Consider the following 23,237-nt stretch of genomic DNA (forward strand, 5'->3'; position numbering starts at 1 on the left):
TCTAGCGTTTCTTGCGGCACGCGTCCGAGCAGTAGACGACGTTTTCCCAGTTCTTCGCCCACTTCTTGCGCCAAGTGAATGGGCGTCCGCACGCCGGGCAGGTCTTGGTCGGCAGATCGCGCTTCGCGACGCCGTTGGGCATCAGCGCGGCTGTATCGCGAGGAATTCACCGACGTCGGCGAGCGCGACCTGTTTGTCGAGATACGTCTGGCCGATGCCGCGCGCGAGCAGAAAGGGGATCTGCCCGCCGCTCGCCTTCTTGTCGTGGCGCATATGCTCGACCAGCCGGTCCGCCGGCGCGTCGATCCCCGCCGCGGCGAGCCCGTCGGGCAGCCCGACCGACTGCCAGTGCGCCGACACGCGCACCGCGTCGAGCGCGGGGCACAGATCGCGCACCGCGGAATAGCCGAAGGCGAGTGCGCATCCCGCCGCCACCGCCTCGCCGTGGAGCAGCCGATCGGAGAAGCCGGCTTCCGCCTCGAGCGCGTGGCCGAAGGTATGGCCGAGGTTGAGCAGCGCGCGACGCCCCAGCGTTTCGAACTCGTCTTCGCCGACGATCCGCGCCTTGGCCGCGACCGAGTGGGCGATGGCATATTCGCGCCGCGCGGGATCACCCGCGAGCAGCGCCGCGCCGTTCGCCTCGCACCATTCGAAAAACGCCGCATCGTCGATCAGGCCGTATTTGACGACTTCGGCGTAGCCCGCGCGCAGCTCGCGCGGCGGCAGCGTGTCGAGCACCTGCGGGTCGATCAGCACCAACTTCGGCTGATGGAACGCGCCGACGAGGTTCTTGCCCGCGCGCGCGTTGATCCCCGTCTTGCCGCCGACCGACGAATCGACCTGCGCCAGCAACGTCGTGGGCACCTGCACGAAGCCGCAGCCGCGCTTCAGGATCGCGGTCACGAAGCCGACGAGATCGCCGATCACGCCGCCGCCGAGCGCGATCACATGGTCGCCGCGCTCGACACCGAGATCGAGCAGCCTGTCGACGACGTGCTCGAGCGTCGCCCAACTCTTCGACTTCTCGCCCGCGGGAATGACGATCGCCTCATGCGGCACACCGGCGGCGTCGAGCGACCGCTGCAGCGTCTGGAGATGCGGGCCGACGTTGGCATCGGCGACGATCGGCACGCGCCGGCCGCGCGCGAGCGGCGCGATATGTTCGCCGGCGCGGACGAGCAGCCCGTTCTCGATCACCACGTCGTAACTGCGCGCGTCCAGCGCCACCCGAACAATCGTCATGCCGCCCCGTAACCGATCGCCCGCAGAATCGCACGCACCGTCGCCTCGTGCGGCGCGTTGTTGCTGGCGACGCGGATGTGGGCCTGCGCGTAGAGCGGGTTACGCGCCGTCGCCAAGTCGCGCAGCACGGCGGCGGGGTCCTTGTCGCGCAGCAGCGGCCGGGTGTCGCGGCGGCGGACGCGCTCGACCAGCACGTCGATATCGGCGTCGAGCCATACCGCCAGCGCCTCGGCGAGAATCAGCGCGCGCGTCGTGTCGTTGACGAACGCGCCGCCGCCGGTCGCGATCACCTTGGGCGTGCCGTCGATCAGCCGCTGAATCACGCGCCGTTCGCCGTCGCGGAAATACGCCTCGCCGAATTGCGCGAAGATCTCCGGGATCGACATGCCGGCGGCTTCCTCGATCTCGCTGTCGGCATCGACGAAGGGGAGGCGCAGGCGCTGCGCGAGGCGGCGCCCGACGGTGGATTTGCCCACCCCCATCAGCCCGACGAGCACGATCGGCGCGCGTCGCCAGCGCTTCGTCGGATCGCGATCGGGCTGGGGCGGGCTTTGCAACATGGCGAGGTGGGCTATACAGCGCGCCGGCGCTCCGGGTACAAGTTTCGGAAATGTCGGCTTCGCGGCCCACGCGAAGCGCCGCGGGTGCCGGTTGTGCTGCGTCGTACAGGGTTTGAACATGTCGCGATTGATCGTCTCGCTGGTGGTGCTGTTGGTCGTGGTGATCGGCGGGCTGGTCTTTCTCGCGGGTAGCGCGACCGAGCGTCCGACGACGCGGGTCGAGAAGACGGTCGAGCTCGGCAACCTTGCGAGCTAGGCTGCTCGCGGCCGTCGCGGTCGCCGCCTCGCTGGCCGCCGCCGCGGTCGCGCAGAACCAGCAGGCCCCCGAATCACTGCTGCCACCGGGCTTCGGCGATCCCGCGCCGCCCCCGCCGCCCGCCGCGACCACGCCCGGCGGCGCGACGGTGCAGCCGCTACCTGACAGCCGGCCGCTCGAACTACCGCTGCCCGAAACCGCGCCGACGCCAAGCCCGACGCCGACGCCGACGCCGCCGAGCGCGGCGGAACTCGCGCGCTACGAGATGCCGCTGTTCGCGCGCCGCTCGCTCGCGCTGATCGGCCCGGTCGGGGCGGCGGAGGGCGGATTGCCCGCCGATGCCTTCGGCGCGGCGGACGGCGGCTTCCTCGAGGTGCTGATGCGGCGGCTGTCGGCGCCGCTGCCGTCGCGCTGGATGTCGATCGCGCTGCGCCGTGCGCTTGTCTCGCGCGTCGATACGCCGGCGGGGCTCAACGGCGCCGATTTCGCCGCCGAGCGCGCGTGGCTGCTGCTGCGGATGGGCGAATCGGTCGCGGCGCGCAGCGTGATCCAGGGCGTCGATACCGGCGATGCGACGCCCAAATATCGCCAGGTCGCGATGCAGGCGCTGCTCGCCACCGCCGATCCCGCCGGGCTGTGCCCGCTCGCCGACGCGGCGGGCAACAGCGAGCGCGGCTGGATCATGGCGCGCGCGATGTGCGGATCGCTGGGCGCGGCGGCGGGTGGCTCGCGCGCGCTGATCGCCGATGCGCGGCGGCGCCGTATCGCGACCGGGATCGACCTGCAGCTGGCGGAGAAGGTGGCGGGCGCGGGGCTCAACAGTCGCCAGGCGATCACCATCGAGTGGGATCCGGTGACACAGCTGACCGCGTGGCGGTTCGGCCTCGCCACGGCGACCGGCGTTGCGGTGCCCGATACGCTCTACGCCACCGTCGGCCCGCAGGTGACGGGATGGCGCGCGCTGGCGCCGGCGATCCCGCTCGCCGATCGCGCCGCGCCGGCGGAAGCGGCCGCGGCGATGGGGATTATCTCCAATGCCGCGCTGGTCGATCTGTTCTCGGCGCTCGACGCGGCGGACGAGACGCCCGCCGCGCTCGGCGCGATCGCGTCCGACCTGCGCTCGGCCTATGTCGGGGCGGATGTCGCGACGCGGCTCGGCGCGCTGCGGCAATTGTGGGACGCGGGCTCGACGCCTGAGCCGCGCTACGCCCGCCTCGTGCTGACCGCCCGCGCGGCGGCGCGCGTGCGGCCGAGCGATGCACGCGCCGACGCCGACCGGATCGTTGCGGCGATGCTGTCCGCCGGGCTCGATCGCAGCGCGCAGCGTTGGCGCGGGCAGGTGAAGGAGGGCGGCGATGCCTGGGCGCTGCTCGAACTGTCCGATCCCGATGCGCGCACGCGGCTCGGTTACAATGCGGTGAGCAGCTACAGCGGCACGGGCGACGCGACGCTCAAGCGGCGGATGTTCTTCGCCGGGCTCGCGGGGCTGGGCCGGCTGAGTGCGCAGGAGATCGAGAGCGGCGCCGAATCGCTCGACGTGCGGATCGGCACCACCAACGCCTGGACGCGCGCGCTCGACCGTGCGGTGCAGGCTGGCCAGCCGGCGACGGTGATCCTGCTCGCCGCGGTGGCGATGCAGACCGGCGACTGGCGCGGCGTGCCGCCCGCCGCGCTCTATCGCATCGTTGCCGCGCTGCGCGCGGTGGGGCTGGGCGGCGAGGCGCGGATGATCGCCGCCGAGGCGATCGCGCGGCTCTGACCATGGCGGGCGATCGCGCGCTGATCGACCTGTTCCTCGAGATGATGGCGGCGCAGGCGGGGGCGGCGCGAAATACGATCGCGGCCTATCGCAGCGACCTGCTGCTCGCCTCCGACGCGCTCGGCGGGCGGCTGGCCAGCGCGGACGGTGTGGCGATCGCGCAGCTCGGCGATGGCTGGGCGGCGCTGTCGCGATCCACCGTCGCGCGCAAGGCGGCGGCGCTGCGCCGGTTCTTCGCCTTTCTCGCCGAAGAGGGCATCCGCGCCGACGATCCCGGCAGCGCGCTGCCCCGCCCGGGCACGCGCCGCCCGCTGCCGCGCACGCTGAGCCACGCCGACGTCGATCGGCTGTTCGGCGCGGTCGCTGCGCGCCTCGACCGCACGCCCCCGCTGCCCGTCGACCTGCGCGACGCCGCATTGCTCGAATTGCTCTACGGCTCGGGCCTGCGCGCGAGCGAGCTCGTCTCGCTACCACGCAATGCGATTTACCCCGATCGGCCGTTCGTGATCCTGGCGGGCAAGGGCGGCAAGGAGCGGCTGGTGCCGATCTCCGATCGCGCGCGCGCGGCGGTGGCGGCATGGCGCGCGCATGTCGCGGTCGATCGCCAGTTCCTCTTCCCGTCTGGCAAGACGCATCTGTCGCGCGTGCGGCTGTTCCAGATCATCCGTGCGCTCGCTGCCGACGCGGGGATCGCGCCCGACCGGATCAGCCCGCACGTGCTGCGGCACGCCTTTGCGACACACCTGCTGGAAGGCGGGGCCGACCTGCGCGCGCTCCAAGCGATGCTCGGCCACGCCGATATCGCAACGACCGAGATCTACACCCATGTCGATCGTGCGCATCTGGTGCAGCTCGTCAACGAACGCCACCCGCTCGTTGACGCGATGAAACGACCGGCCTAGCGCCGCGCGATGCCGACCTTTCTAGATTTCGAGAAGCCGATCGCCGAGCTTCAGGGGCGCATCGACGAACTGCGCGAGACGGGCGCCGAGGGCGGAATCGACATCTCCGCCGAGATCGCCAAGCTCCAGGCGAAATCCGACAAGCTGATGCGCGACACCTTCGCCAAGCTGTCGCCGTGGCAGAAGACGCAGGTCGCGCGGCATCCCGAGCGCCCGCACTTCAAACACTATGTCGCCGGGCTGTTCGACGAATTCATGCCGCTGGCCGGCGATCGCGCGTTCGGCGACGATCAGGCGATCCTCGGCGGGTTCGCGACGTTTCGCGGGCGGCGCATCATGGTGCTCGGGCACGAAAAGGGCGACGACACGACGTCGCGGCTGCGGCACAATTTCGGCATGGGCAAGCCCGAAGGGTATCGCAAGGCGGTGCGGCTGATGTCACTCGCCGACCGCTTCGGGTTGCCGATCGTGACGCTGGTCGACACGTCGGGCGCGTTTCCCGGGCTGCAGGCGGAAGAGCGCGGGCAGGCAGAGGCGATCGCGCGATCGACCGAGGCGTGCCTTGCCGCGGGCGTGCCGCTCGTCTCGGCGATCGTCGGCGAGGGCGGTTCGGGCGGGGCCATCGCGCTGGCGAGCGGCAATCGCGTCCTGATGTTCGAACATGCGGTTTATTCCGTGATCTCACCCGAGGGTTGCGCGTCGATCCTGTGGCGCACCGCCGACAAGGCGCCCGAGGCGGCCGAGGCGATGAAGGTCACCGCGCAACATCTGAAGGAGCTCGGCGTGATCGACACGATCGTGCCCGAGCCGCTGGGCGGCGCGCATCGCGGCGCATCGGCGGCGATCGGTGCGCTCGGTGACGCGATCGCGGCGGCGCTCGACGAGCTGGCGCCGCTCGATCCCGCGGCACTGCGCCGCGACCGGCGCGAGAAGTTCCTGGCGATGGGCCGCGCGCTCGCCTGACCCGATGACGCCATCGCCATAACGAGAAAGGGGCGGCGAACCGTGGTCCGCCGCCCCCATCGTTACGTCCGAAGACGTGGCGCTATTAGGCGCCGGCCTTCATGTTCGTCGAAACGTTGCCGAACGTCTTGGTCAGCTGGTTGCCCAGGTTGCCCATCGCGGCGATGGCGGCGACGGCGATCAGCGCGGCGATCAGGCCGTACTCGATCGCGGTGGCGCCCTTGGAATTCTTCAGGAAGGTGCGGATCTTCTGCATGTTCGATCTCCAGTGGTTCTAATCTTCAGTCACCCGACCGGTTCGAAGATGCCCCCGCTCCGGTGATTGTCGGGATAATCGCGGTAGGTTGAGAAACGTTTAAAGCCGGTCCGGCTTGATTTCGTTACTCAGCGTGCGTTGGTCACCTTGCTGCTGACGTTGCTCCACACACCCTTCGTCACGTCGGCGACGCCGATCAGGCTGACCATCATCGCGAGAACGATGACGGCAAGGATCAACCCATATTCCACTGCGGTCGCGGCACGGCGATCACGCAGCAGCCGTCGGCCCATCGGCGGCAGCAGGCTTTTGATGCGGGACGAGAGACGGCGCATGAGATAGCCATCGCACGGCAAGCTTAACGAAAGGTCCACATGGCGAACGACCCATCGCTTTTGCTCGTCGTCGCGGCGGCGCTCCATGCGCGGGACGGCCGATTTCTGCTGCAACAGCGCCCGGCGGGAAAGCATCACGCCGGACTATGGGAGTTCCCCGGGGGCAAGGTCGAACCGGGCGAAGCACTGTCCGCAGCACTCGCGCGCGAGCTGGCGGAGGAGCTCGGCATCGCCGTGGATCCGGCGACGCTGGTGCCTGTCACCTTTGCTAGCGAGCGCCGCGACGACGGCGCCGCCACCGGCGTGCGCACGTTACTGCTGCTACTGTTTGTCACACGCGACTGGTCGGGTACGCCGCACGCGCTTGAGGCAGCGGATCTGCGCTGGGTGACGACGGACGAGATGCGCCGGCTACCCATGCCGCCCGCCGACGCGCCGTTCATCGACGTGCTCGCGCGGTTGGACGCGCCCGATCCGCTGGCGCCCGGCGCTGGACAGGCCAGCGCGATCGTGTGAACGACGCCGCCATGCCAGCGCCGTTCATCGATCTGCAAAAGACGTCCGACCCAGCGACGTTCCGCCTCGTCATCACTGATCGCGTCTGCGTCGGGCCACCGGGCAACGTATTCATGTTTGGCGGCGTCGGGCTCGCCGCGGCGACGATCGCTGCGGAGCGTGCGACGGGGCGCAATGCCGTCTGGTCGAGCGCGCAGTTCATCTCCTACGCGCGGATCGGCGACACGCTCGATTTCACGGTCGAGGTGCTGTCGGGCGGGCGCAACATCAGCCAGGTGCGGATCGTCGCCGGCAGCGCTGGCAAGCCGGTGCTGAGCGTCGCCGCGGCGCTCGGCGATCGCAGCGACCAGCCCGATGGGCAGTGGATGATGCCCCCGCCCGACATGCCGCCGCCCGCGGAGTGCGGCCCATGGCCGTTATGGCCGGTGCAGGATGCGACGCTGATGAGCCGGCTCGACATCCGCATGGCGCCGGGCCGCTACGGCGCGGTGCCGCGCAACGGTGTTCCCTCAGCCGACGGGCGGATGGTGCTGTGGATGCGCCCGCGCGAAGATGCGCCGATCGATGCCAGCATGCTGGCGCTGTTCGCTGATTTCGTGCCCTCGGGGCTCGCCGCCGCGTTCGGCCGGCGCGGCGGGGGCAACAGCCTCGACAACACGTTGCGCATCGCGCGGATCGTGCCGACCGACTGGGTATTGTGCGACGTCAGGATCAGCGCGGCGGCGCGCGGCTTCGGCCACGGCGCGATCCACATGTACGCCGAGGACGGGACGATGCTGGCGAGCGGCAGCCAATCGGCGATCCTACGCTTCATGGATCAGGGCTGAGCACTCAGAACCAGGCGCGCACGCCGACCACCGCGGCGAGCCCGCCGGGGTCCTCGCCAGCCGCGCGTGCCCGTCGTGCGCTCTCGCCGATCTGCCGTTCCAACGATACGCCAACGTAGGGCGCGAACTCGCGCGCGATCTCGTAGCGCAGCCGCAGCCCAAGCTCGATATCGGTGAGGCCAGCCCCGACGCGCTGAGCCCGAGCATCCTGCGCGGCGAGGTTGAGCTCGACACGCGGCTGGAGGACGAGCCGCTGGGTGATGCGCTGGTCGTAATAGGCCTCCGCGCGCGCGAACAGATCGCCGCGGCCGGACAGGAACAGCGTTCCCTCGACATCGAACCAATAGGGCGCGAGGCCCTCGATGCCGAGCGAGGCATAGGTACGCCGCGGCGCGGTGCCGAGATCCTGCCGCAGCCCGGCCTGAAGGTTGAAATACGGCCCGATCGCGCGGCTGTAGAGCGCCTGCACCTCGGCCTCGTCGATGCGCTCGCCGAATTGACCGCCCCCTTCGCTCTTGACGACGAAGCGATCGACATCGCCGCCGAACCACCCCTCGCCATCCCAGCGATAGCCGTCGCGCCCGCGCGCGATCGAGGCCTCGGTGAGGTTGAGCATGATCATCGAGAAGGTGCCCCCGCCATGCTCGCGGCGCAGCGTGGCGCGCGCGCGATCCATTGCGGCGCTGCCCCAGATGCGGTCGGCATAGGGGGCGGGTGCGGAGGCCGACGGCGTTCTGCCGGTTACCGGTGCGGCGGCGACGCAATGTCCCATCGCAGCGTGCTCGGGCGCGCAGGCGAGTGCGGGCGGCGACGGTGCCGGGGACAGCGGGGTTACGGGTGCGGCGGCGGAGCAATGCCCCATCGCGGCGTGCTCGGACGCGCAGGCGGCGGCGGGGGCGAGCGGCGGCGGTGCCGCAGATAGCGGGGTGGTGGGTGCGGCAGTGACACAATGCCCCATCGCAGCGTGCTCGGGCGCGCAGACGGGGGCGGGCGGAGGCGGTGCCGGAGATGGCGAGGCGGTGGGTGCGGCGGGGACGCAATGTCCCATCGCGGTGTGCTCGGGCGAACAGCCAGGAGCGGCGGCGGGGCGGTTGCTGTGTGGCGGGGCGTCCGCCTGTGCGGCGGCGGGGGCGGCCCAGACCAGCGCGGCGAGCGGAAGGAGGGCGGCGGCGATTGGCGCAGGGATCAGCGTCATGCCGTAGCCTCACGGACGCTGACGACCTGCATCATCCCGGCGTGCATATGGTAGAGCAGATGGCAGTGGAACGCCCAGTCGCCGACCGCGTCGGCGGTGAGATCGAACGTCACCGTGCCGCCGGGCTGCACCTGTACCGTATGCTTGCGCGGTGCGTGATCGCCGTGGCCGGTGACGAGCTCGAAGAAATGCCCGTGCAGGTGGATCGGGTGCCCCATCATCGTATCGTTGACGAGCGTGATCCTCACGCGTTCACCCTTGGTGAAGGCAATCGGCGCGGTGACCTCGTTCAGCTTCCTGCCGTCGAACGCCCACATGTAGCGTTCCATGTTGCCGGTGAGATGGATGCGCATCGTGCGCGTCGGCGGCCGCACGTCGGGATTGCGCTCAAGCGCGACGAGATCGCGGTACACGAGCACGCGGTGCCCGACGCCGTCGAGCCCCTGGCCCGGCTCGCCGGTGCGATCGACCGGCATCGGCGAGATCGTCTGCACCGTCGGCGTCTTGGCCACCTCGGGTGCGTTGGCGAAATCGCGCATCGAATGGTCCATCGCATGCTGCTCGCCGCCGTGGCCCATCGCGGCGTGATCGGTAGCCGGCGCGGCGTGGCCCATCGCCGCGTGATCCATCGTGCCGGCCTTGGGCGTGCAGTGACCCATCGCGGCATGTTCGGGCGGGCAGGCGGGATCGGCGGCGCTGGTGCCGCCGGCGGGGGCGGACGTCGCGGCGGGGGGCGCCGCGGCGCCCATGCCTCCCATGCCCATGTCGTTCATGTCGGCGAGCGGACGGCGGCGCAGCGGCGGGACGGCGCCCACCATGCCCGGACGCGGCGCCAGAGTGGCGCGCGCCATGCCTGAGCGATCGACGCTCTCGGCGACAAGCGTATAGGCGCGATCCTCGGCAGGCTCGACGATCACGTCGTAGGTTTCCGCCACCGCGATCTGCAGCTCGTCGACGGTGACGGGGCGGACGGGGAGCCCGTCGGCCTGTACCACGGTGAGCGGCAGCCCGGGGATGCGCAGGTTGAAGGTCGTCATCGCCGAGGCGTTGACGAGCCGCAGCCGTACGCGCTCGCCGACTGCGAACAGCCCTGTCCAGTTATCGCGCGGGCCATGGCCGTTGACGAGATAGGTGTAGGTCGCGCCCGTCACGTCCGCGACGTCGGTCGGGTCCATCCGCATCGCACCCCACCGGGCGCGCTCGCCTGCCGGCTGGTCGCGCCCGGCAAGCATGCCGGCAAGCGTCTGCTTCTGGTAGTTGAAATATCCGCCCTGCTGCTTGAGCTTGCGGAAGATCGCGTGGGGATGGAGCCGGCTGTGATCCGACAGCATGACGACATGCTCGCGATCAGACGCGATCGGATCGGCGCCGACGGGATCGATCACGATCGGGCCGTAGAGGCCCATCTGCTCCTGCAACCCCGAGTGGCTGTGATACCAATAGGTGCCCGACTGGATCACCGGAAATTCGTAGGTGAAGGTGCTGCGCGGCGCGATGCCGGGGAAGCTGACGCCGGGCACGCCATCCATGTGGAATGGCAGCAGCAGGCCGTGCCAGTGGATCGAACTGTCCTCGCCCAGCGTGTTTTCGACGTGGAGCCGCACCGTCTCGCCCTCGCGCAGGCGGATCAGCGGCGCGGGCGCGCTGCCGTTGATGCCGATCGCGTGGCCGCTGCGGCCGTCAACCGTCATCGTCTGGTGCGCGATGCGCAGGCGGATGTCGCTGCCGGTGAGCGCCGCCGGCCCCGGGCCGGGGGCTGCGGCGAGCCCCGCCGACACGGGTTGCGCCCAGCCGGGCACCGCGGGGAAGAGGGCTGCACCACCGAGCGAGGCAGCACCGCGCAGCAGTGCGCGGCGGTCGATCGTCGTCGTCATACGGCGGCGCTATAGCGTGCGGAAGCTGTCGGGCGCCTTACCGCAGCCGCCGTGCGACGAGGATCAGGATCAGCCCGATCGCCGCGGTGATCGCGCCGCGATCGGCCCAGACGCGCTGATCGAGCATGAAGCTCGACCGCGGCCACTGGACGTAGCCGAGCCCCTGGCCGACCCATAGCATGCCCAAGAGGAACAGCAGCGCGCCCAGCGCGAACAGCACCGGGCGCCGCCGCCGCATGTCAGCGCTGCGCGACCGGAACGTACGGGCGCTGCGTCGGGCCGGTGTACAGCTGGCGCGGGCGGCCGATCTTCTGATCGGGATCGGTGATCATCTCGTTCCACTGCGCGACCCAGCCGACGGTGCGGGCGAGCGCGAACAGCGCGGTGAACATCGATGTCGGGAAGCCGATCGCCGATAGGATCACGCCCGAGTAGAAATCGACGTTCGGGAACAGCTTTTTCTCGACGAAATAATCGTCGTTGAGCGCGAGTTCCTCGAGCCGCAGCGCGGTCTCGAACAGCGGATCGTCGACCTTGAGCGCGTCGAACACCTCGCGCACCGTCTTTTGCATCACCGTCGCGCGCGGATCGTAATTCTTGTACACGCGGTGGCCGAAGCCCATCAGGCGGAACGGATCGTTCTTGTCCTTCGCGCGGCCGATGAACTCGGGGATGCGATCGGGCGTGCCGATTTCCTTGAGCATGTTGAGCGCGGCTTCGTTCGCGCCGCCGTGCGACGGGCCCCACAGGCAGGCGATGCCCGCCGCGATGCACGCGAACGGATTGGCGCCCGACGAGCCGGCGAGACGCACCGTCGAGGTCGACGCGTTCTGCTCGTGATCGGCGTGAAGGATGAAGATTCGGTCCATCGCTTTCTCGACCGCCGGATGCACCTCATACGCCTCGGCCGGGACGCCGAACGTCATGCGCAGGAAGTTGCCGGTGTAGGACAGCGAATTGTCGGGATAGAGGAACGGCTGGCCGACGCTGTACTTGTACGCCATTGCCGCGATCGTCGGCATCTTGGCGATCAGCCGGTGCGACGCGATCATGCGCTGCTGCGGATCGGCGATGTCGGTCGAATCGTGGTAGAAGGCGCTGAGCGCGCCGACCACGCCGCACATGATCGCCATCGGGTGTGCATCGCGGCGGAACCCGCGATAGAAGGTCGCGAGCTGCTCGTGCAGCATCGTGTGGCGCGTGATCGTCGTCTCGAAGGTGTTGAGCTCGTCGCCCGACGGCAGTTCGCCGTTGAGCAGGAGATAGGCGACTTCCATGAAGCTCGACTGTTCGGCGAGCTCGCCGATCGCGTAGCCGCGGTGCAGCAGCACGCCCTCGTCACCGTCGATATAGGTCAGCTTCGACTGGCACGACGCGGTCGAGGTGAAGCCAGGATCGTAGGTGAAGGCGCCGGTCTGGCCGTACATCTTGCGGATGTCGACCACGTCGGGGCCGACGCTGCCGGACAATACCGGGTAGGCGAAGTCCTTCTCGGCGATCGAAAGCTTGGCGTCGGTCATCGGTTTTGGTCCTTCCCCTGGGCGGCCGTCTGATCTGCGATCCGGGCGAGGCTGTCGTCACGCCCGAGCAATACGAGCACGTCGAAGATCCCCGGCGAGGTGCGCCGGCCGGTGAGTGCGACACGGAGCGGCTGGGCGACCTGGCCGAGCTTCAAGCCCAGCGCCTCGGCGACCTGCCGCACCGCTTCTTCGAGCGTCTCCGTATCCCACTCGTCCAGCGCGTCAAGCGCAGCGTGCACCCGCGTGAGTGTGCCGCGTGCATCGCCCGCCAGCAGCGGCGCGGCATCGTCAGCGATCGGGAGCGGTCGGGTGGCGAGCAGGAAGCCTGCGCCGTCGGCGAGTTCGTTGACGTTCGCAGCGCGCGGCTTCAGCGCCGGCATCGCCCGCGCGATCAGCGCGCGACGCGGATCGCCCGCGTCCAGCCCGAGGGTGGCCGCGACGAGATCGGCGAGCCGCGCGTCATCCGTGGCGCGGATGTAGTGGCCGTTCAAGTTCTCGAGCTTCTTCAGGTCGAAGCGCGACGGCGACTTGCCGACATGTGCCAGATCGAACCATTCGATCGCCTGCGCGCGGCTGATGATCTCGGCATCGCCATGGCCCCAGCCGAGCCGCAGCAAATAGTTGTCGAGCGCTTCGGGCAGGATGCCGAGCTCGTCGCGATACGCCTCGATGCCGACCGCGCCGTGGCGCTTCGACAGCTTGGCGCCGTCGCTGCCGTGGATAAGCGGGATGTGCGCATAGACCGGATCCGGCCAGTTGCCCTCGATCGCGTCCATCGCGCGGATGATCGGCAGCTGGCGAAAGGCATTGTTGAGATGATCGTCGCCGCGGATGATGTGCGTGACGCCCATGTCGTGATCGTCGACCACCACCGCGAGCATGTAGGTCGGCGTACCGTCCGAGCGGAGCAGGACGAGATCGTCGAGCTCGGCGTTCTGCACGGTGACGCTGCCCTGCACGCGATCGTCGATCGTCGTCGCGCCCTCCGTCGGCGCCTTGAGGCGAACGACATAGGAGGCGGTGGGATCGTCGTTGGTCTTGTCGCGCCACGGCGAGCGAATCCGCAGCGGCTGCTTCTTCGCCTGCGCTTCGGCGCGCATCGCGTCGATCTCCGCGGCGGTCATGTAGCAGCGGTAGGCGGCGCCCGCCTCGACCATCGCGTGCGCGACCACGGCGTGGCGATCGGCGCGGGTCGACTGATAGACCTCCTCGCCGTCCCAATCGAGGCCGAGCCAGCGCATGCCCGAAAGGATCGCCTCGATCGCCGGCTGCGTCGAGCGCGCACGATCGGTGTCCTCTATCCGCAGCAGGAACTTGCCGCCGTGGTGGCGCGCGTAGAGCAGGTTGAACAGCGCGGTGCGCGCGCCGCCGAGATGCAGGAAGCCCGTCGGCGACGGGGCAAAGCGTGTGACGACAGGAGCGGCAGGGGTGCCGGCAGGATCGGTGGTTGCGCTCAAGCGCGCTTGCTCCCAGGCTGGATTCGAGATGGCGACGATGGCCGCGCAGCCCCCTAGCATGCACCTTCGCGGGCTTCAAACCGCGCGGGCGCGGCTCGAGGCGTGGCTGGAGGCCGAGCGCGACCAGCTGGTGCTATGGCTGCCGGTGGCGCTGGGCGGCGGCGTGACCGCGTGGTTCCTGCTGCCCGATGCGGTGACCTGGCGCGCCGCACTGCTCGCGGCGGGGGCGACCGCGCTGTTCGCCGCGGCGCTGGGGCGGGGCGGGCGCGCCGGGCGGGCGGTGACGATCGGCGCGCTCGCCTTCGCGCTCGGGCTGTCGCTCGTGTGGTGGCGTGCCGAGCGTGCGGCGGCGCCGGTCCTTACCCGCCCCGCGATCGCGCGGCTGACGGCACGCGTCGAGCGCGTCGATCGGCTGCCGGCGCGCGATATGGTGCGCGTGCGGCTGACCGATCTCGTGTGGCAGGATCGCGCGCCGCGCCCGGCCCCGACGCGCATCCGCGTCAACATCGCGCTCGCCGACGCACCCGGTGCGCTTGCACCAAACGCACGAATCGCGCTGCGCGTGCGGCTGATGCCGCCGCCGCCACCGGCGGTTCCCGGGGCCTATGATTTCGCGCGCGTCGCCTGGTTCGATGGCATCGGCGCGACGGGGCGCGCCTTGGGCAAGCCGGCGATCGTGGCGGGTGGCGCCAGCGGCGAGCCGCTGCGCGCGCGACTGTCGCGGCACATCCAGGCGCGGCTGGCGGGAAGCGCGGGCGGGATCGCCGCGGCGCTCGCCACCGGTGACACGGGCGGGATCGCGGAGGAGGATCAAGAGGCGATGCGCCGCTCCGGGCTTGCGCACCTCCTGTCGGTGAGCGGGTTGCATATCACCGCCGTCGTCGGGCTTACGATGTTGCTCGCCGCCCGGCTGCTCGCGCTCAACATGCGGCTGGCACTGACCGGGCGGGTGCCGCTGCTCGCCGCCGCGATAGCCGCCGCGACGGCGGTCGGCTACACGCTGCTGACGGGCAGCGAGGTGCCGACGATCCGCAGCTGCGTCGCCGCGCTGCTGGTGCTCGTCGCGCTGGCGCTCGGCCGCGAGGCGCTGACGCTGCGGCTGGTCGCCGCGGGCGCGCTCGTCGTCCTGCTGCTGTGGCCCGAATCGCTCGCGGGGCCAAGCTTCCAGCTGTCGTTCGCGGCGGTGACCGCGATCATCGCGCTTGCCGAGCATCCGCGCGTGCGTGGCTGGTTCGGCCAGCGCGAGGAAGGTCTGATCCCACGGATGCTGCGCGGACTCGGGTCGCTACTGCTGACCGGGCTTGCGGTCGAACTCGCGCTGCTGCCGATCGCGGTGTTCCATTTCCACAAGGCCGGGATCTACGGTGCGCTCGCCAACATCGTCGCGATCCCACTGACGACGTTCGTCGCCATGCCGCTGGAGGCGCTGGCGCTCGCGCTCGACATCGTAGGAGCGGGCGCGCCCGCGTGGTGGCTCGCGGGGCATGCGCTCAGCGCGCTGCTGTTGATCGCGCGTACCGTTGCGGCGGCGCCGGGCGCGGTGGCGGCACTGCCCGCAATGCCGCACGGCGCGTTCGCGCTGATGGTTGCGGGCGGGCTGTGGCTCGCGCTGTGGCGCACGCGCTGGCGGCGGCTCGGGCTGCTGCCGCTGGCAGTCGGCGCGGCATGGGCGCTCGCGACCGCGCCACCCGATCTGCTGGTGACGGGTGACGGGCGCCACGTCGCACTGCGCGTCGACGGCGGGCGGGTAGCGCTGCTCCGCGAACGCGCCGGCGATTACGCGCGCGACATGCTGACGGAGAATGGCGGGAGCGACGACGAGCCCGTGCTGCTATCGGCGCAGCGCCAGGCGCAATGCTCGCGCGACCTGTGCCGCGCGGATGTGATCCGGGACGGGCGTCGCTGGCGCATCCTGGCGACGCGCAGCGCCTATCTCGTCCCGGTGCGCGAACTAATCGCGGCGTGTCGGTCGGCGGACATCGTGATCAGCGAGCGCCGGCTGCCACGTGGCTGCACGCCGCGCTGGCTTCGCCTCGACCGGGCGACGCTGGCGCAGACCGGCGGCGTCGCGCTGACGCTGGCGACGGGGCGGGTGATGACGGTGCGGCAGGCGGGGGATCGCCATCCTTGGGTGTTGGCGGCGGCGCCTGCGTTTACCGCGGCGCGACCGAAGAGCGGCGACTATCGCAAGGGGTGGACGCGGTTTGGAGAGAAACGCCCGATGCGCGGTCCGACTGTTCGCCGACCGCAAGAGCGACTTAGCGAACCGATGCCTGACGCCTATACCCGGTGATACGATCGAGCTGCGCTTCAACGGACGAGATCAGCGATCGACTGACTGCCGATCCACGGTCTCAACGCGAACGCCGCGGCCCGTCAATCGCCAGGCGTTATGCGTACGCAAGCGCACGTGATCCGCCGAGCCTCGCCGCGCCTGATCGATCAGGAATAGCGGCGCAGAATACCTGCGAGCTTGCCCTGCACGCGAACCTGTGCGGGGGCGTAGCGCTGCGGATCATAGGCGCGGTTGGCCGGATCGAGCCGTACCATCGCGCCTTCGCGGCGGAAATACTTCAGCGTCGCCTCGTTGTCCTCGATCAGCGCCACGACGATCTCGCCGTCGCGCGCCACGTCCTGCTTGCGGATCAGCGCGAAATCGCCGTCGAGGATGCCGGCTTCGACCATCGAATCGCCCGCGACCTCGAGCGCGAAATGTTCGCCCGAGCCGAGCAGGGCGGCGGGGACGGGAAGCGACGTCGCGCCCTCGAACGCCTCGATCGGTACGCCCGCGGCGATGCGGCCGTGCAGCGGCACCTCGACCACGTCGTTGGCAGGTTCAGGCAGGATGCGCCGCGTCGACGGGGCGGCGGCGGTGCGCTTGGCATCCGTCCGCTCGGGCATCTTGAGCACTTCGAGCGCGCGCGCGCGGTTGGGCAGGCGGCGCAGGAAACCGCGCTCCTCGAGCGCCGAGATCAGCCGGTGCACGCCCGACTTCGACTTGAGGTCGAGCGCCTCCTTCATCTCCTCGAACGACGGCGACACGCCGGTATCTTCCAACCGATCGCTGATGAAACAGATCAGCTCGTGCTGCTTCCTGGTAAGCATCGCACCTTCTCCGCCGTGAACAGACGAAGAACCTTTAAGGAACGTATCAGTCGGCGTCAAGCGATCATGAGGATTTCCGCCGAGTCGCCAGCAGCGCGCCCGGGATCGTACGGCGGGCGCACGACAAGGCAGTCGGCGCGCGCGAGGGTCAGCAGCATCGAGCTGTCCTGAATGCCCGCGACGAGCGCGCGCCCGTCGCGCAAGCCTGCACGCATATAATCGGTGCGCGGGCCGTTGGCGGGCAGCGGCTCGCCGAGGATCGCGTGTGTCGTCGCGGGAAGCGGATTCGCCGCGCCACCGAGCCGCGCGATCAGCGGCTTGACGAAGAGCAGCGCGGTGACGAACGCCGACACCGGGTTACCCGGCAGCCCGAGCACCGCCATCTGCCCGCGCCGGCCGGCCATCAGCGGCTTGCCTGGGCGGAGCGCGACGCGCCAGAAGTCGATCGTCGCTCCGGCGCCAAGCAGCGCCGGCCGGACGAGATCGTGATCGCCGACCGACGCCCCGCCGGTGGTGACGAGCAGATCCGCCTCCACGGTCGCGAAAGCATCCGCGAGCGCGCCGAGCCGATCGGGCAGGATGCCGAGGTCGACGATCTCGACCGGCAGATCGGCGAGTAGCGCGCGCAGCAGCAGGCGGTTCGATTCGGGCAGAGCTTCGGGCCCGGCATCGCTGCTCGGCTCGACCAGCTCGTCGCCGGTGGCGGCGATCGCGACGCGAACGCGGCGGTGCACCGAGACGTGGCCGACCCCGCCGGTCGCGGCGACCGCGAGCCGCGCGGGCGTCAAGCGCTCGCCGGCGGTCGCCAGAACGTCGCCCTCAGTGAAGTCGAGCCCACGCCGGCGGACGTTGCCGCCGCGGCGCAGCGGCCCTTCGCCGTCGAGGATCAGCGTCGCGCCGTCACGCACCGCTTCCTCCTGCACCATGACCGTGTCAGTGCCGTCGGGCAGCGCGGCGCCGGTGAAGATGCGTACCGCCTCGCCCGCGCCGACGCTGCCGTCGAACGGCCGCCCAGCGGCGCTCTCGCCGATCACCTGCCACGGGCCCGGCAGATCGGCAAAGCGCAAGGCATAGCCATCCATCGCCGACAGGTCGCGCGCGGGCTGCGTACGCCGCGCGTGATGATCAGCCGCACACCAGCGGCCGGCGGCGGCGACGATCGGAAGGGTTTCACTGGCGACAGGGGCGAAGCCGGCGAGCAAGCGCGCCTGCGCCTCGGCGACGGGAAGAAGCTCGGTCATCGATCGGCGGCGTGGCAGATTCGGCGCGCGAGTGACAGCCCGATCGGCTAGGCCCGAAGCAACGAACGAAAACGGGGGGACACGAACATGCGGCGGTGGATGGCGGCGGCGCTCGCGGGGCTGGTGGCGGCAGGGGCGGGGGCGCAGATGGCGGGCGGGCGGTCGGCGGGTGCACCGTCGGCGTTCGATCAGGCGGAAACGTTATCGCCGGTCGCACCCGCGGTGCTGCCGCTGCGCGAGCAGGCGCGGATCCGCGACGGCTGGCTGCGCGAGCGGCTCGACCGGCTGGTGCCGGCGCTGATGCGCGAGAACAAGGTCGACATGTGGATCCTCGCCGCGCGCGAATATGCCGAGGATCCGGTGTTATCGACGATGCTCGATGCGGAAAGTTTCCACGCGCGGCGCCGTACGATTCTGGTGTTCTTCGATCCGGGGCATGGCCGGCCGGTCGAGCGCTTCACCGTCAGCCGCTACGGGCTCGCGGAGCTGTTCGACGCGGCGTGGAAGCCCGAGACGCAGCCCGACCAGTGGCAGCGACTCGCTGAGATCGTGCGCGAGCGGCGGCCGTGCCGCATCGCCGTCAACGTCTCGTCCGCGAGCGCGTTCGGCGATGGGCTGACCAAGAGCCAGTATGACGAACTCGCCGCCGCGCTCGGCGACGATGCGAAGCGGATCGTGCCGGCGGGGGCGCTGGCGATCAACTGGCTCGAGTCGCGCACCCCGGCGGAGATGGCGCGCTATCTCGAGATCGTGCGGCTGGCGCATGCAATCATTGCGCAGGGCTTCTCGACGCAGGCGGTGACGCCGGGGCGAACGACCGCCGCCGACCTCGTCTGGTGGTATCGCGAGCGGATTGCCGGGTTGAAGCTTGCCACCTGGTTCCAGCCGTCGGTCGCGATCTACCGGCGCGGCGCCGGGGAACTTGGCGGCGACGAGGTGATCCGGCCGGGCGACATGCTGTGGGTCGATTTCGGGATCACGTACATGGGGCTCAACACCGATACGCAGCACCTTGCCTATGTCCTGCGGCCGGGCGAGCGGGCGGCGCCGCAAGGCTTACGCGACGGGCTGGCGGCGGCGAATGGCGTGCAGGATGCGGTGACCGGCGCGTATCGCACAGGGCTCAATGGCAACCAGATCCTCGCGGCGGCGCGCAGCGCGGCGATCGCGAAGGGGCTGCGGCCGACGATCTACTCGCATCCGATCGGCTATCACGGCCACGCCGCGGGCAGCGCGATCGGCTTCTGGGACGATCAGCAGCCCTCGCCGCGCGGCGACCATCCGGTGCGGCCGATGACGGCATGGTCGATCGAGCTGTCGGCGATGCACAAGGTGCCCGAATGGGGCGGGCAGGACGTGCCGTTCCGGCTGGAGGAGGACGCGTGGTTCGACGGCCGCCAGGTGCGCTACATCGACGGACGGCAGACGCGCTTCCACCTGGTCGGGGCGCCAGCGGGGGGCAGGCGCCGGCGCTGACGGCGATATGCTTCCGAGCCGGTGGTTGTCGGTGTGTGACGATGAGGCGAGGGCGGACGACGGGCGGGTCACGCACCCGCTTTGTCCTCGAAGCTGACAGCGGAAGCCGCCCGTCGGTAGCGCCACGACCGCCGGTACGTCAGGCGGTGAAGTCGCCCGACTTGCCGCCAGTCTTGGTGAGCAAGCGAATGCCGCCGATCGTCATCCGCTTGTCGATCGCCTTGCCCATATCGTAGATCGTTAGCAGCGCGGTCGAGACGGCGGTGAGCGCCTCCATCTCCACACCGGTGCGCCCGGCGGTGGCGACCGTCGCGGTGGCGGCGACGCCGTCTGCGTCGACGGTGAGGTCGATCGATACCTTGGTCAGCGGTAGTGGGTGGCACAGCGGGATCAATTCGCTGGTACGCTTCGCCGCCATGATCCCCGCGACGCGCGCGACGGCGAGCACGTCGCCTTTCGCCACTGCGCCGTCGGCGATCGCGCGCGCGGCCTCGGTGGACATCGCGATCCGCCCTTCGGCAACCGCCTCGCGCACCGTCTCCACCTTGCCGCCGACGTCGACCATCCGCGCCGCGCCTGCGTCGTCGAGATGGGTGAGGCGGCTCATGCGACGAGTGCGCGCGTCGCGGCGGCGATATCGTCCTGCCGCATCAGCGATTCGCCGATCAGAAAGGCGCGCACGCCATGCGCCGCCATTGCATCGAGATCGGCGCGCGTGTTGAGCCCGCTCTCCGCGACGAAGGTGCAGCCGGCGGGCGCTTGGCCGACGAGTTCATAGGTGCGATCGAAGCTGACCGAGAAATCGCGCAGATTGCGGTTGTTGACGCCGATCAGGCGCGAGCGGAGGCGAAGCGCACGCTCGAGCTCGTCGGCGTCGTGCACCTCGACCAGCACGTCCATGCCGCGTTCGATCGCCGCCGCCTCGATCTCCGCCGCTGCGGCGTCGTCGAGCGCGCTCATGATGACGAGGATCGCGTCGGCGCCGATCGCGCGCGCCTCTGCCACTTGCCACGGATCGATTAGAAAATCCTTGCGGATCACCGGCAGGTCGCACGCCGCCCGCGCGGCGATCAGATAGTCCTCATGCCCCTGGAAATAGTCGCGGTCGGTAAGGATCGACAGGCAGGTCGCGCCGCCTTCCGCATAGGCGCGGGCGTGGGCGGGCGGATCGAAATCGGCGCGGATCAGCCCTTTCGACGGACTCGCCTTCTTGATCTCGGCGATCAGCGCATAGGCGGGCGCGGTGCCTTCCGCGGCCATCACGCGATCGAGCGCGGCCTTGAACCCGCGCGGCGCGGTCTGTCCGGCGGCGATTGTGTCGAGATCGGCGAGCGAGTGCGTCTGCCGCCGCGCGGCGACCTCTTCGCGCTTCGTCGCGAGGATCGTGTCGAGGATCGTCATGCCGCCGCTCATGCCCATCGGATCCAACGTTCGAGAAGATCGCGTGCGGCGCCGCTGTCGATTGCCTCGGCGGCGCGCTGCGCACCGATCTCGAGCGGTTCGCCGACGAGCGCGAGCGCGGTCGCGGCGTTGAGCAGCACCGCGTCGCGATACGCGCCCTTTTCCCCGCCGAGCAGCGCGTGGAGCGCGGCGGCGTTATGCGCCGGATCGCCGCCGCGGATCGCCGCGATCGGATGGCGCGCGAGGCCCGCATCCTCGGGCACGATGCGATCGGGCAGCGCCACGTCGCCGATCGACACAGCGATCGTCGATCCAGCGCCCGACACCTCGTCGAGCCCTTCCTCCCCAGACACCACCAGCGCGGCCTCGGTCCCGAGCTGTTCGAGCGCCTCCGCATAGACCGGCGCATAATCGGGTCGCGCGATGCCGATCAGCTGGCGCGTGACGTGCGCGGGATTAGCGAGCGGGCCCATCAGGTTGAAAATCGTCCGCTTGCCGATGCGCCGGCGGATCGGCGTGATGCGCGCCATCGCGGGATGGTGGTTGGCGGCGAAGAGAAAACAGATGCCGAGCTCGTTCAGCGTCTCCTCGGCGAGCGCGCCCGCGCGTTCCATGTCGAGCCCGAGCGCCTCGAGCGTGTCGGCCGCACCCGCCTTCGACGAGGCGGCGCGGTTGCCGTGCTTCGCCACGGGCACGCCGCACGCCGCGACGACGAGGCTGACCGCGGTCGACACGTTGAGCGTGTGGTGCCCGTCGCCGCCGGTGCCGCAGACGTCGATCGCGCCCGCCGGCGCGCTGATCGGCACCAGCCGCTCGCGCAGCGCGCGCGCCGCCTCGGCGATCTCGATCGACGTCTCGCCGCGTGCCGACAGATCGACGAGGAAGGTCGCGATCGCCTCCTCGCTCGCGCGGCCGTCGAGGATGTCGGTGAAGGCAGCGCGCGCGCTCTCGTGCGACAGCGGGGTGGATGGGTCCGGCAGCAGCGCGATCGTGGTCATCGACCGGCCTTCGCGCTGGTGAGCGCGACGAAATTGGCGAGCAGGTCGTGCCCGTGCTCGGTGGCGATGCTCTCGGGATGGAATTGCACGCCGTGGATCGGCAGCTCGCGGTGGCGCAGCCCCATCACCGATCCATCCGCCGCCATTGCGTTGGGGACGAGCACGTCGGGCACGTCCTCGACGACGAGCGAGTGATAGCGCGTGGCGGTGAAGGGGGAGGGCAGGCCGGCGAACACGCCGGTCGCGTCATGCTCGATCGCGCTGGTCTTGCCGTGCATCAGCCCGCCGCGCACCACGCGCCCGCCGAAATGCTGGCCGATCGCCTGATGGCCGAGGCACACGCCGAGCAGCGGCCGCCGGCTCTCGGCGCAGGCGGCGACGAGATCGAGGCTGATCCCCGCCTCGTTCGGCGTGCACGGTCCGGGTGACACCAGGAAACCGGTGGCGTTGGAGGCGAGCGCGTCCGCCGCGCTCATCGCGTCGTTGCGTTCGACGCGCACCTCCGCCCCCAGCTCCATCAGGTAATGGACGAGGTTCCAGGTGAAGCTGTCGTAATTGTCGATGACCAGGATCATGGCGCGTCCGCCATAGCCGAATGCGCCCGGCTCGCAATGTCCGGCCGGCAATGTCTGATGCGCAACGGTCCGGTGCGCGCGATGGTGCGGCGTCGCGCGATCGCCGCAATTGTGACGATATGTTGGGAAGGGATAAAGCGCGCTCGGTGATCGTTACAGAATCACCCCAGGAGGTCGCCCCCATGTTCCGCCCGCTCATCGCCGTCCGTGCTTCCGTTCTCGCGCCGCTGCTCGCCGCGGCGTTCGTGCTCCCCGCGGTTCCCGCGATCGCGCAGACCGCGCCGATGCAGGACCTCTCGCAGGCCGAGACGGGGCAGCCACCGCAGCGCATCCGGCAGGTGACGCTGCAGGGCGCCGAGCAATGTCCCAAGGCGGCGGCGGATGAGATCGTGGTGTGCAGCCGGATCAATCCCAACGAACAGTATCGCGTGCCCAAGGAACTGCGTACGCCGCCCGAAATCCCGGCGCAGAACCAGAGCTGGGTGAACCGCGCCGCGGCGGTGGATCAGGTCGGGCGCGTCGCGGGCGGGCTGCCGAACACCTGCTCGCCGGTCGGCACCGGCGGCCAGACGGGCTGCGCGATCACCGCCGCGCGCGCCTATGCAGCGGAGAAGCGGCAGGCGAAGCGCGAGGCAGAGCAGGCCGCGCCGCTGACCGATCCGAACGACGACGGCGGCCGCTGAGCGCTGACCAGCCGGCTAGATCTGTAGGGCTGAAGGCAAGCGCGCTGGCACGTAGCCATACGCTACGTTCAGCGTCGCGGTCGTGATAGCGCCGTC

25 protein-coding genes are annotated in these 23,237 nt (G+C 70.3%); 9 read left to right on the plus strand and 16 right to left on the minus strand.

Going from position 1 to position 23,237, the window contains the following annotated elements; genetic code table 11:
- Window position 1: 1 nt before the first annotated feature.
- The 3 genes from F1C10_RS15015 to F1C10_RS15025 are packed head-to-tail and all read right to left on the minus strand — an operon-like array spanning window position 2 to window position 1,802.
- Window positions 2-142 carry a DUF2256 domain-containing protein gene (locus F1C10_RS15015; protein WP_185207392.1) on the minus strand — a complete coding sequence of 47 codons (141 nt, stop codon included), beginning with the start codon at window positions 140-142 and terminating at the stop codon, window positions 2-4.
- Window positions 142-1,242, minus strand: a complete 1,101-nt coding sequence (gene aroB / locus F1C10_RS15020) for a 3-dehydroquinate synthase (protein ID WP_185207394.1) — start codon at window positions 1,240-1,242, stop codon at window positions 142-144. The genes F1C10_RS15015 and aroB overlap by 1 nt, the downstream gene beginning before the upstream one ends.
- Complete coding sequence (locus F1C10_RS15025; RefSeq protein WP_185207395.1) at window positions 1,239-1,802, minus strand: shikimate kinase; 564 nt, start codon at window positions 1,800-1,802, stop codon at window positions 1,239-1,241. Before F1C10_RS15025 ends, aroB begins: the two co-directional genes overlap by 4 nt.
- A 118-nt stretch (window positions 1,803-1,920) precedes the next feature.
- On the opposite strand from F1C10_RS15025, the gene F1C10_RS15030 reads away from it, so the two are divergent.
- From F1C10_RS15030 to F1C10_RS15045, 4 genes are read left to right on the plus strand one after another with little or no spacing between them, the layout of a single operon-like run.
- Window positions 1,921-2,058, plus strand: coding sequence for a hypothetical protein (locus F1C10_RS15030; protein ID WP_185207397.1), 138 nt, complete (start codon window positions 1,921-1,923; stop codon window positions 2,056-2,058).
- Window positions 2,048-3,817, plus strand: coding sequence for a hypothetical protein (locus F1C10_RS15035; protein ID WP_258042962.1), 1,770 nt, complete (start codon window positions 2,048-2,050; stop codon window positions 3,815-3,817). The genes F1C10_RS15030 and F1C10_RS15035 overlap by 11 nt, the downstream gene beginning before the upstream one ends.
- Before the next feature lie 2 nt (window positions 3,818-3,819).
- The gene (locus F1C10_RS15040) at window positions 3,820-4,719 is read left to right on the plus strand and encodes a tyrosine recombinase (protein ID WP_185207399.1); all 900 of its coding nucleotides are present in this window, start codon (window positions 3,820-3,822) and stop codon (window positions 4,717-4,719) included.
- Window positions 4,720-4,728: 9 nt separating this feature from the next.
- A complete protein-coding gene (locus F1C10_RS15045) occupies window positions 4,729-5,682 on the plus strand; it encodes an acetyl-CoA carboxylase carboxyltransferase subunit alpha (protein WP_185207401.1) in 954 nt (317 codons plus the stop codon).
- 85 nt (window positions 5,683-5,767) lie between these two features.
- Here F1C10_RS15045 and F1C10_RS15050 read toward each other — a convergent pair whose 3' ends face one another.
- Both F1C10_RS15050 and F1C10_RS15055 read right to left on the minus strand, forming a co-directional pair.
- A complete protein-coding gene (locus F1C10_RS15050) occupies window positions 5,768-5,938 on the minus strand; it encodes a Flp family type IVb pilin (RefSeq protein WP_185207403.1) in 171 nt (56 codons plus the stop codon).
- 128 nt (window positions 5,939-6,066) lie between these two features.
- Window positions 6,067-6,273 (minus strand): Flp family type IVb pilin, encoded by a 207-nt coding sequence (locus tag F1C10_RS15055; protein ID WP_185207405.1) that lies wholly within the window; start codon window positions 6,271-6,273, stop codon window positions 6,067-6,069.
- A 39-nt stretch (window positions 6,274-6,312) separates the two neighbouring features.
- Here F1C10_RS15055 and F1C10_RS15060 point away from each other — a divergent pair, with 39 nt between their 5' ends.
- Both F1C10_RS15060 and F1C10_RS15065 read left to right on the plus strand, forming a co-directional pair.
- Window positions 6,313-6,789, plus strand: coding sequence for a (deoxy)nucleoside triphosphate pyrophosphohydrolase (locus tag F1C10_RS15060; protein ID WP_185207407.1), 477 nt, complete (start codon window positions 6,313-6,315; stop codon window positions 6,787-6,789).
- An 11-nt stretch (window positions 6,790-6,800) separates the two neighbouring features.
- Window positions 6,801-7,616, plus strand: coding sequence for an acyl-CoA thioesterase II (locus tag F1C10_RS15065; RefSeq protein ID WP_185207409.1), 816 nt, complete (start codon window positions 6,801-6,803; stop codon window positions 7,614-7,616).
- Between the two features lie 4 nt (window positions 7,617-7,620).
- Here F1C10_RS15065 and F1C10_RS15070 read toward each other — a convergent pair whose 3' ends face one another.
- Genes F1C10_RS15070 through gltX form a run of 5 tightly spaced genes read right to left on the minus strand, consistent with a single transcriptional unit; the run spans window position 7,621 to window position 13,662 of the window.
- Complete coding sequence (locus F1C10_RS15070) at window positions 7,621-8,811, minus strand: copper resistance protein B (protein WP_185207411.1); 1,191 nt, start codon at window positions 8,809-8,811, stop codon at window positions 7,621-7,623.
- Window positions 8,808-10,685, minus strand: coding sequence for a copper resistance system multicopper oxidase (locus tag F1C10_RS15075; protein ID WP_185207413.1), 1,878 nt, complete (start codon window positions 10,683-10,685; stop codon window positions 8,808-8,810). Before F1C10_RS15075 ends, F1C10_RS15070 begins: the two co-directional genes overlap by 4 nt.
- 37 nt (window positions 10,686-10,722) lie before the next feature.
- On the minus strand, window positions 10,723-10,923 hold the full coding sequence (locus F1C10_RS15080; protein WP_185207415.1) for a hypothetical protein: 201 nt from the start codon (window positions 10,921-10,923) through the stop codon (window positions 10,723-10,725).
- Between the two features lies 1 nt (window position 10,924).
- Window positions 10,925-12,205: a citrate synthase gene (locus tag F1C10_RS15085; protein WP_085810634.1), complete on the minus strand. Its 1,281-nt coding sequence runs from the start codon at window positions 12,203-12,205 to the stop codon at window positions 10,925-10,927.
- A complete protein-coding gene (gene gltX / locus F1C10_RS15090; protein ID WP_374939353.1) occupies window positions 12,202-13,662 on the minus strand; it encodes a glutamate--tRNA ligase in 1,461 nt (486 codons plus the stop codon). Before gltX ends, F1C10_RS15085 begins: the two co-directional genes overlap by 4 nt.
- A gap of 37 nt (window positions 13,663-13,699) precedes the next feature.
- On the opposite strand from gltX, the gene F1C10_RS15095 reads away from it, so the two are divergent.
- The gene (locus F1C10_RS15095; RefSeq protein WP_258043165.1) at window positions 13,700-15,955 is read left to right on the plus strand and encodes a ComEC/Rec2 family competence protein; all 2,256 of its coding nucleotides are present in this window, start codon (window positions 13,700-13,702) and stop codon (window positions 15,953-15,955) included.
- A gap of 149 nt (window positions 15,956-16,104) precedes the next feature.
- On the opposite strand, the gene lexA is transcribed toward F1C10_RS15095, so the two are convergent.
- Both lexA and F1C10_RS15105 read right to left on the minus strand, forming a co-directional pair.
- Window positions 16,105-16,767, minus strand: coding sequence for a transcriptional repressor LexA (gene lexA, locus F1C10_RS15100; RefSeq protein WP_185207419.1), 663 nt, complete (start codon window positions 16,765-16,767; stop codon window positions 16,105-16,107).
- A 56-nt stretch (window positions 16,768-16,823) separates the two neighbouring features.
- Window positions 16,824-18,008, minus strand: a complete 1,185-nt coding sequence (locus F1C10_RS15105) for a molybdopterin molybdotransferase MoeA (protein ID WP_185207420.1) — start codon at window positions 18,006-18,008, stop codon at window positions 16,824-16,826.
- A gap of 87 nt (window positions 18,009-18,095) precedes the next feature.
- Between F1C10_RS15105 and F1C10_RS15110 the strand changes: the two genes are divergently transcribed.
- Complete coding sequence (locus F1C10_RS15110) at window positions 18,096-19,484, plus strand: M24 family metallopeptidase (protein WP_185207422.1); 1,389 nt, start codon at window positions 18,096-18,098, stop codon at window positions 19,482-19,484.
- Between the two features lie 139 nt (window positions 19,485-19,623).
- Here the strand turns inward: F1C10_RS15110 and moaC are convergent, their stop codons facing one another.
- From moaC to F1C10_RS15130, 4 genes are read right to left on the minus strand one after another with little or no spacing between them, the layout of a single operon-like run.
- A complete protein-coding gene (gene moaC, locus F1C10_RS15115; RefSeq protein WP_185207423.1) occupies window positions 19,624-20,091 on the minus strand; it encodes a cyclic pyranopterin monophosphate synthase MoaC in 468 nt (155 codons plus the stop codon).
- Window positions 20,088-20,885, minus strand: coding sequence for an indole-3-glycerol phosphate synthase TrpC (trpC, locus tag F1C10_RS15120; RefSeq protein WP_185207425.1), 798 nt, complete (start codon window positions 20,883-20,885; stop codon window positions 20,088-20,090). The genes moaC and trpC overlap by 4 nt, the downstream gene beginning before the upstream one ends.
- A gap of 8 nt (window positions 20,886-20,893) precedes the next feature.
- Entirely contained in the window at window positions 20,894-21,883 is a 990-nt protein-coding gene (gene trpD, locus F1C10_RS15125; protein WP_185207427.1) for an anthranilate phosphoribosyltransferase, read from the minus strand.
- Window positions 21,880-22,458, minus strand: a complete 579-nt coding sequence (locus F1C10_RS15130; protein ID WP_185207429.1) for an aminodeoxychorismate/anthranilate synthase component II — start codon at window positions 22,456-22,458, stop codon at window positions 21,880-21,882. Before F1C10_RS15130 ends, trpD begins: the two co-directional genes overlap by 4 nt.
- Before the next feature lie 182 nt (window positions 22,459-22,640).
- Here F1C10_RS15130 and F1C10_RS15135 point away from each other — a divergent pair, with 182 nt between their 5' ends.
- A complete protein-coding gene (locus F1C10_RS15135; RefSeq protein WP_185207431.1) occupies window positions 22,641-23,141 on the plus strand; it encodes a hypothetical protein in 501 nt (166 codons plus the stop codon).
- Window positions 23,142-23,237 lie beyond the last annotated feature (96 nt).

Origin of the sequence: Sphingomonas sp. NBWT7 (genome assembly GCF_014217605.1) — a bacterium.
Lineage (GTDB): Bacteria > Pseudomonadota > Alphaproteobacteria > Sphingomonadales > Sphingomonadaceae > Sphingomonas.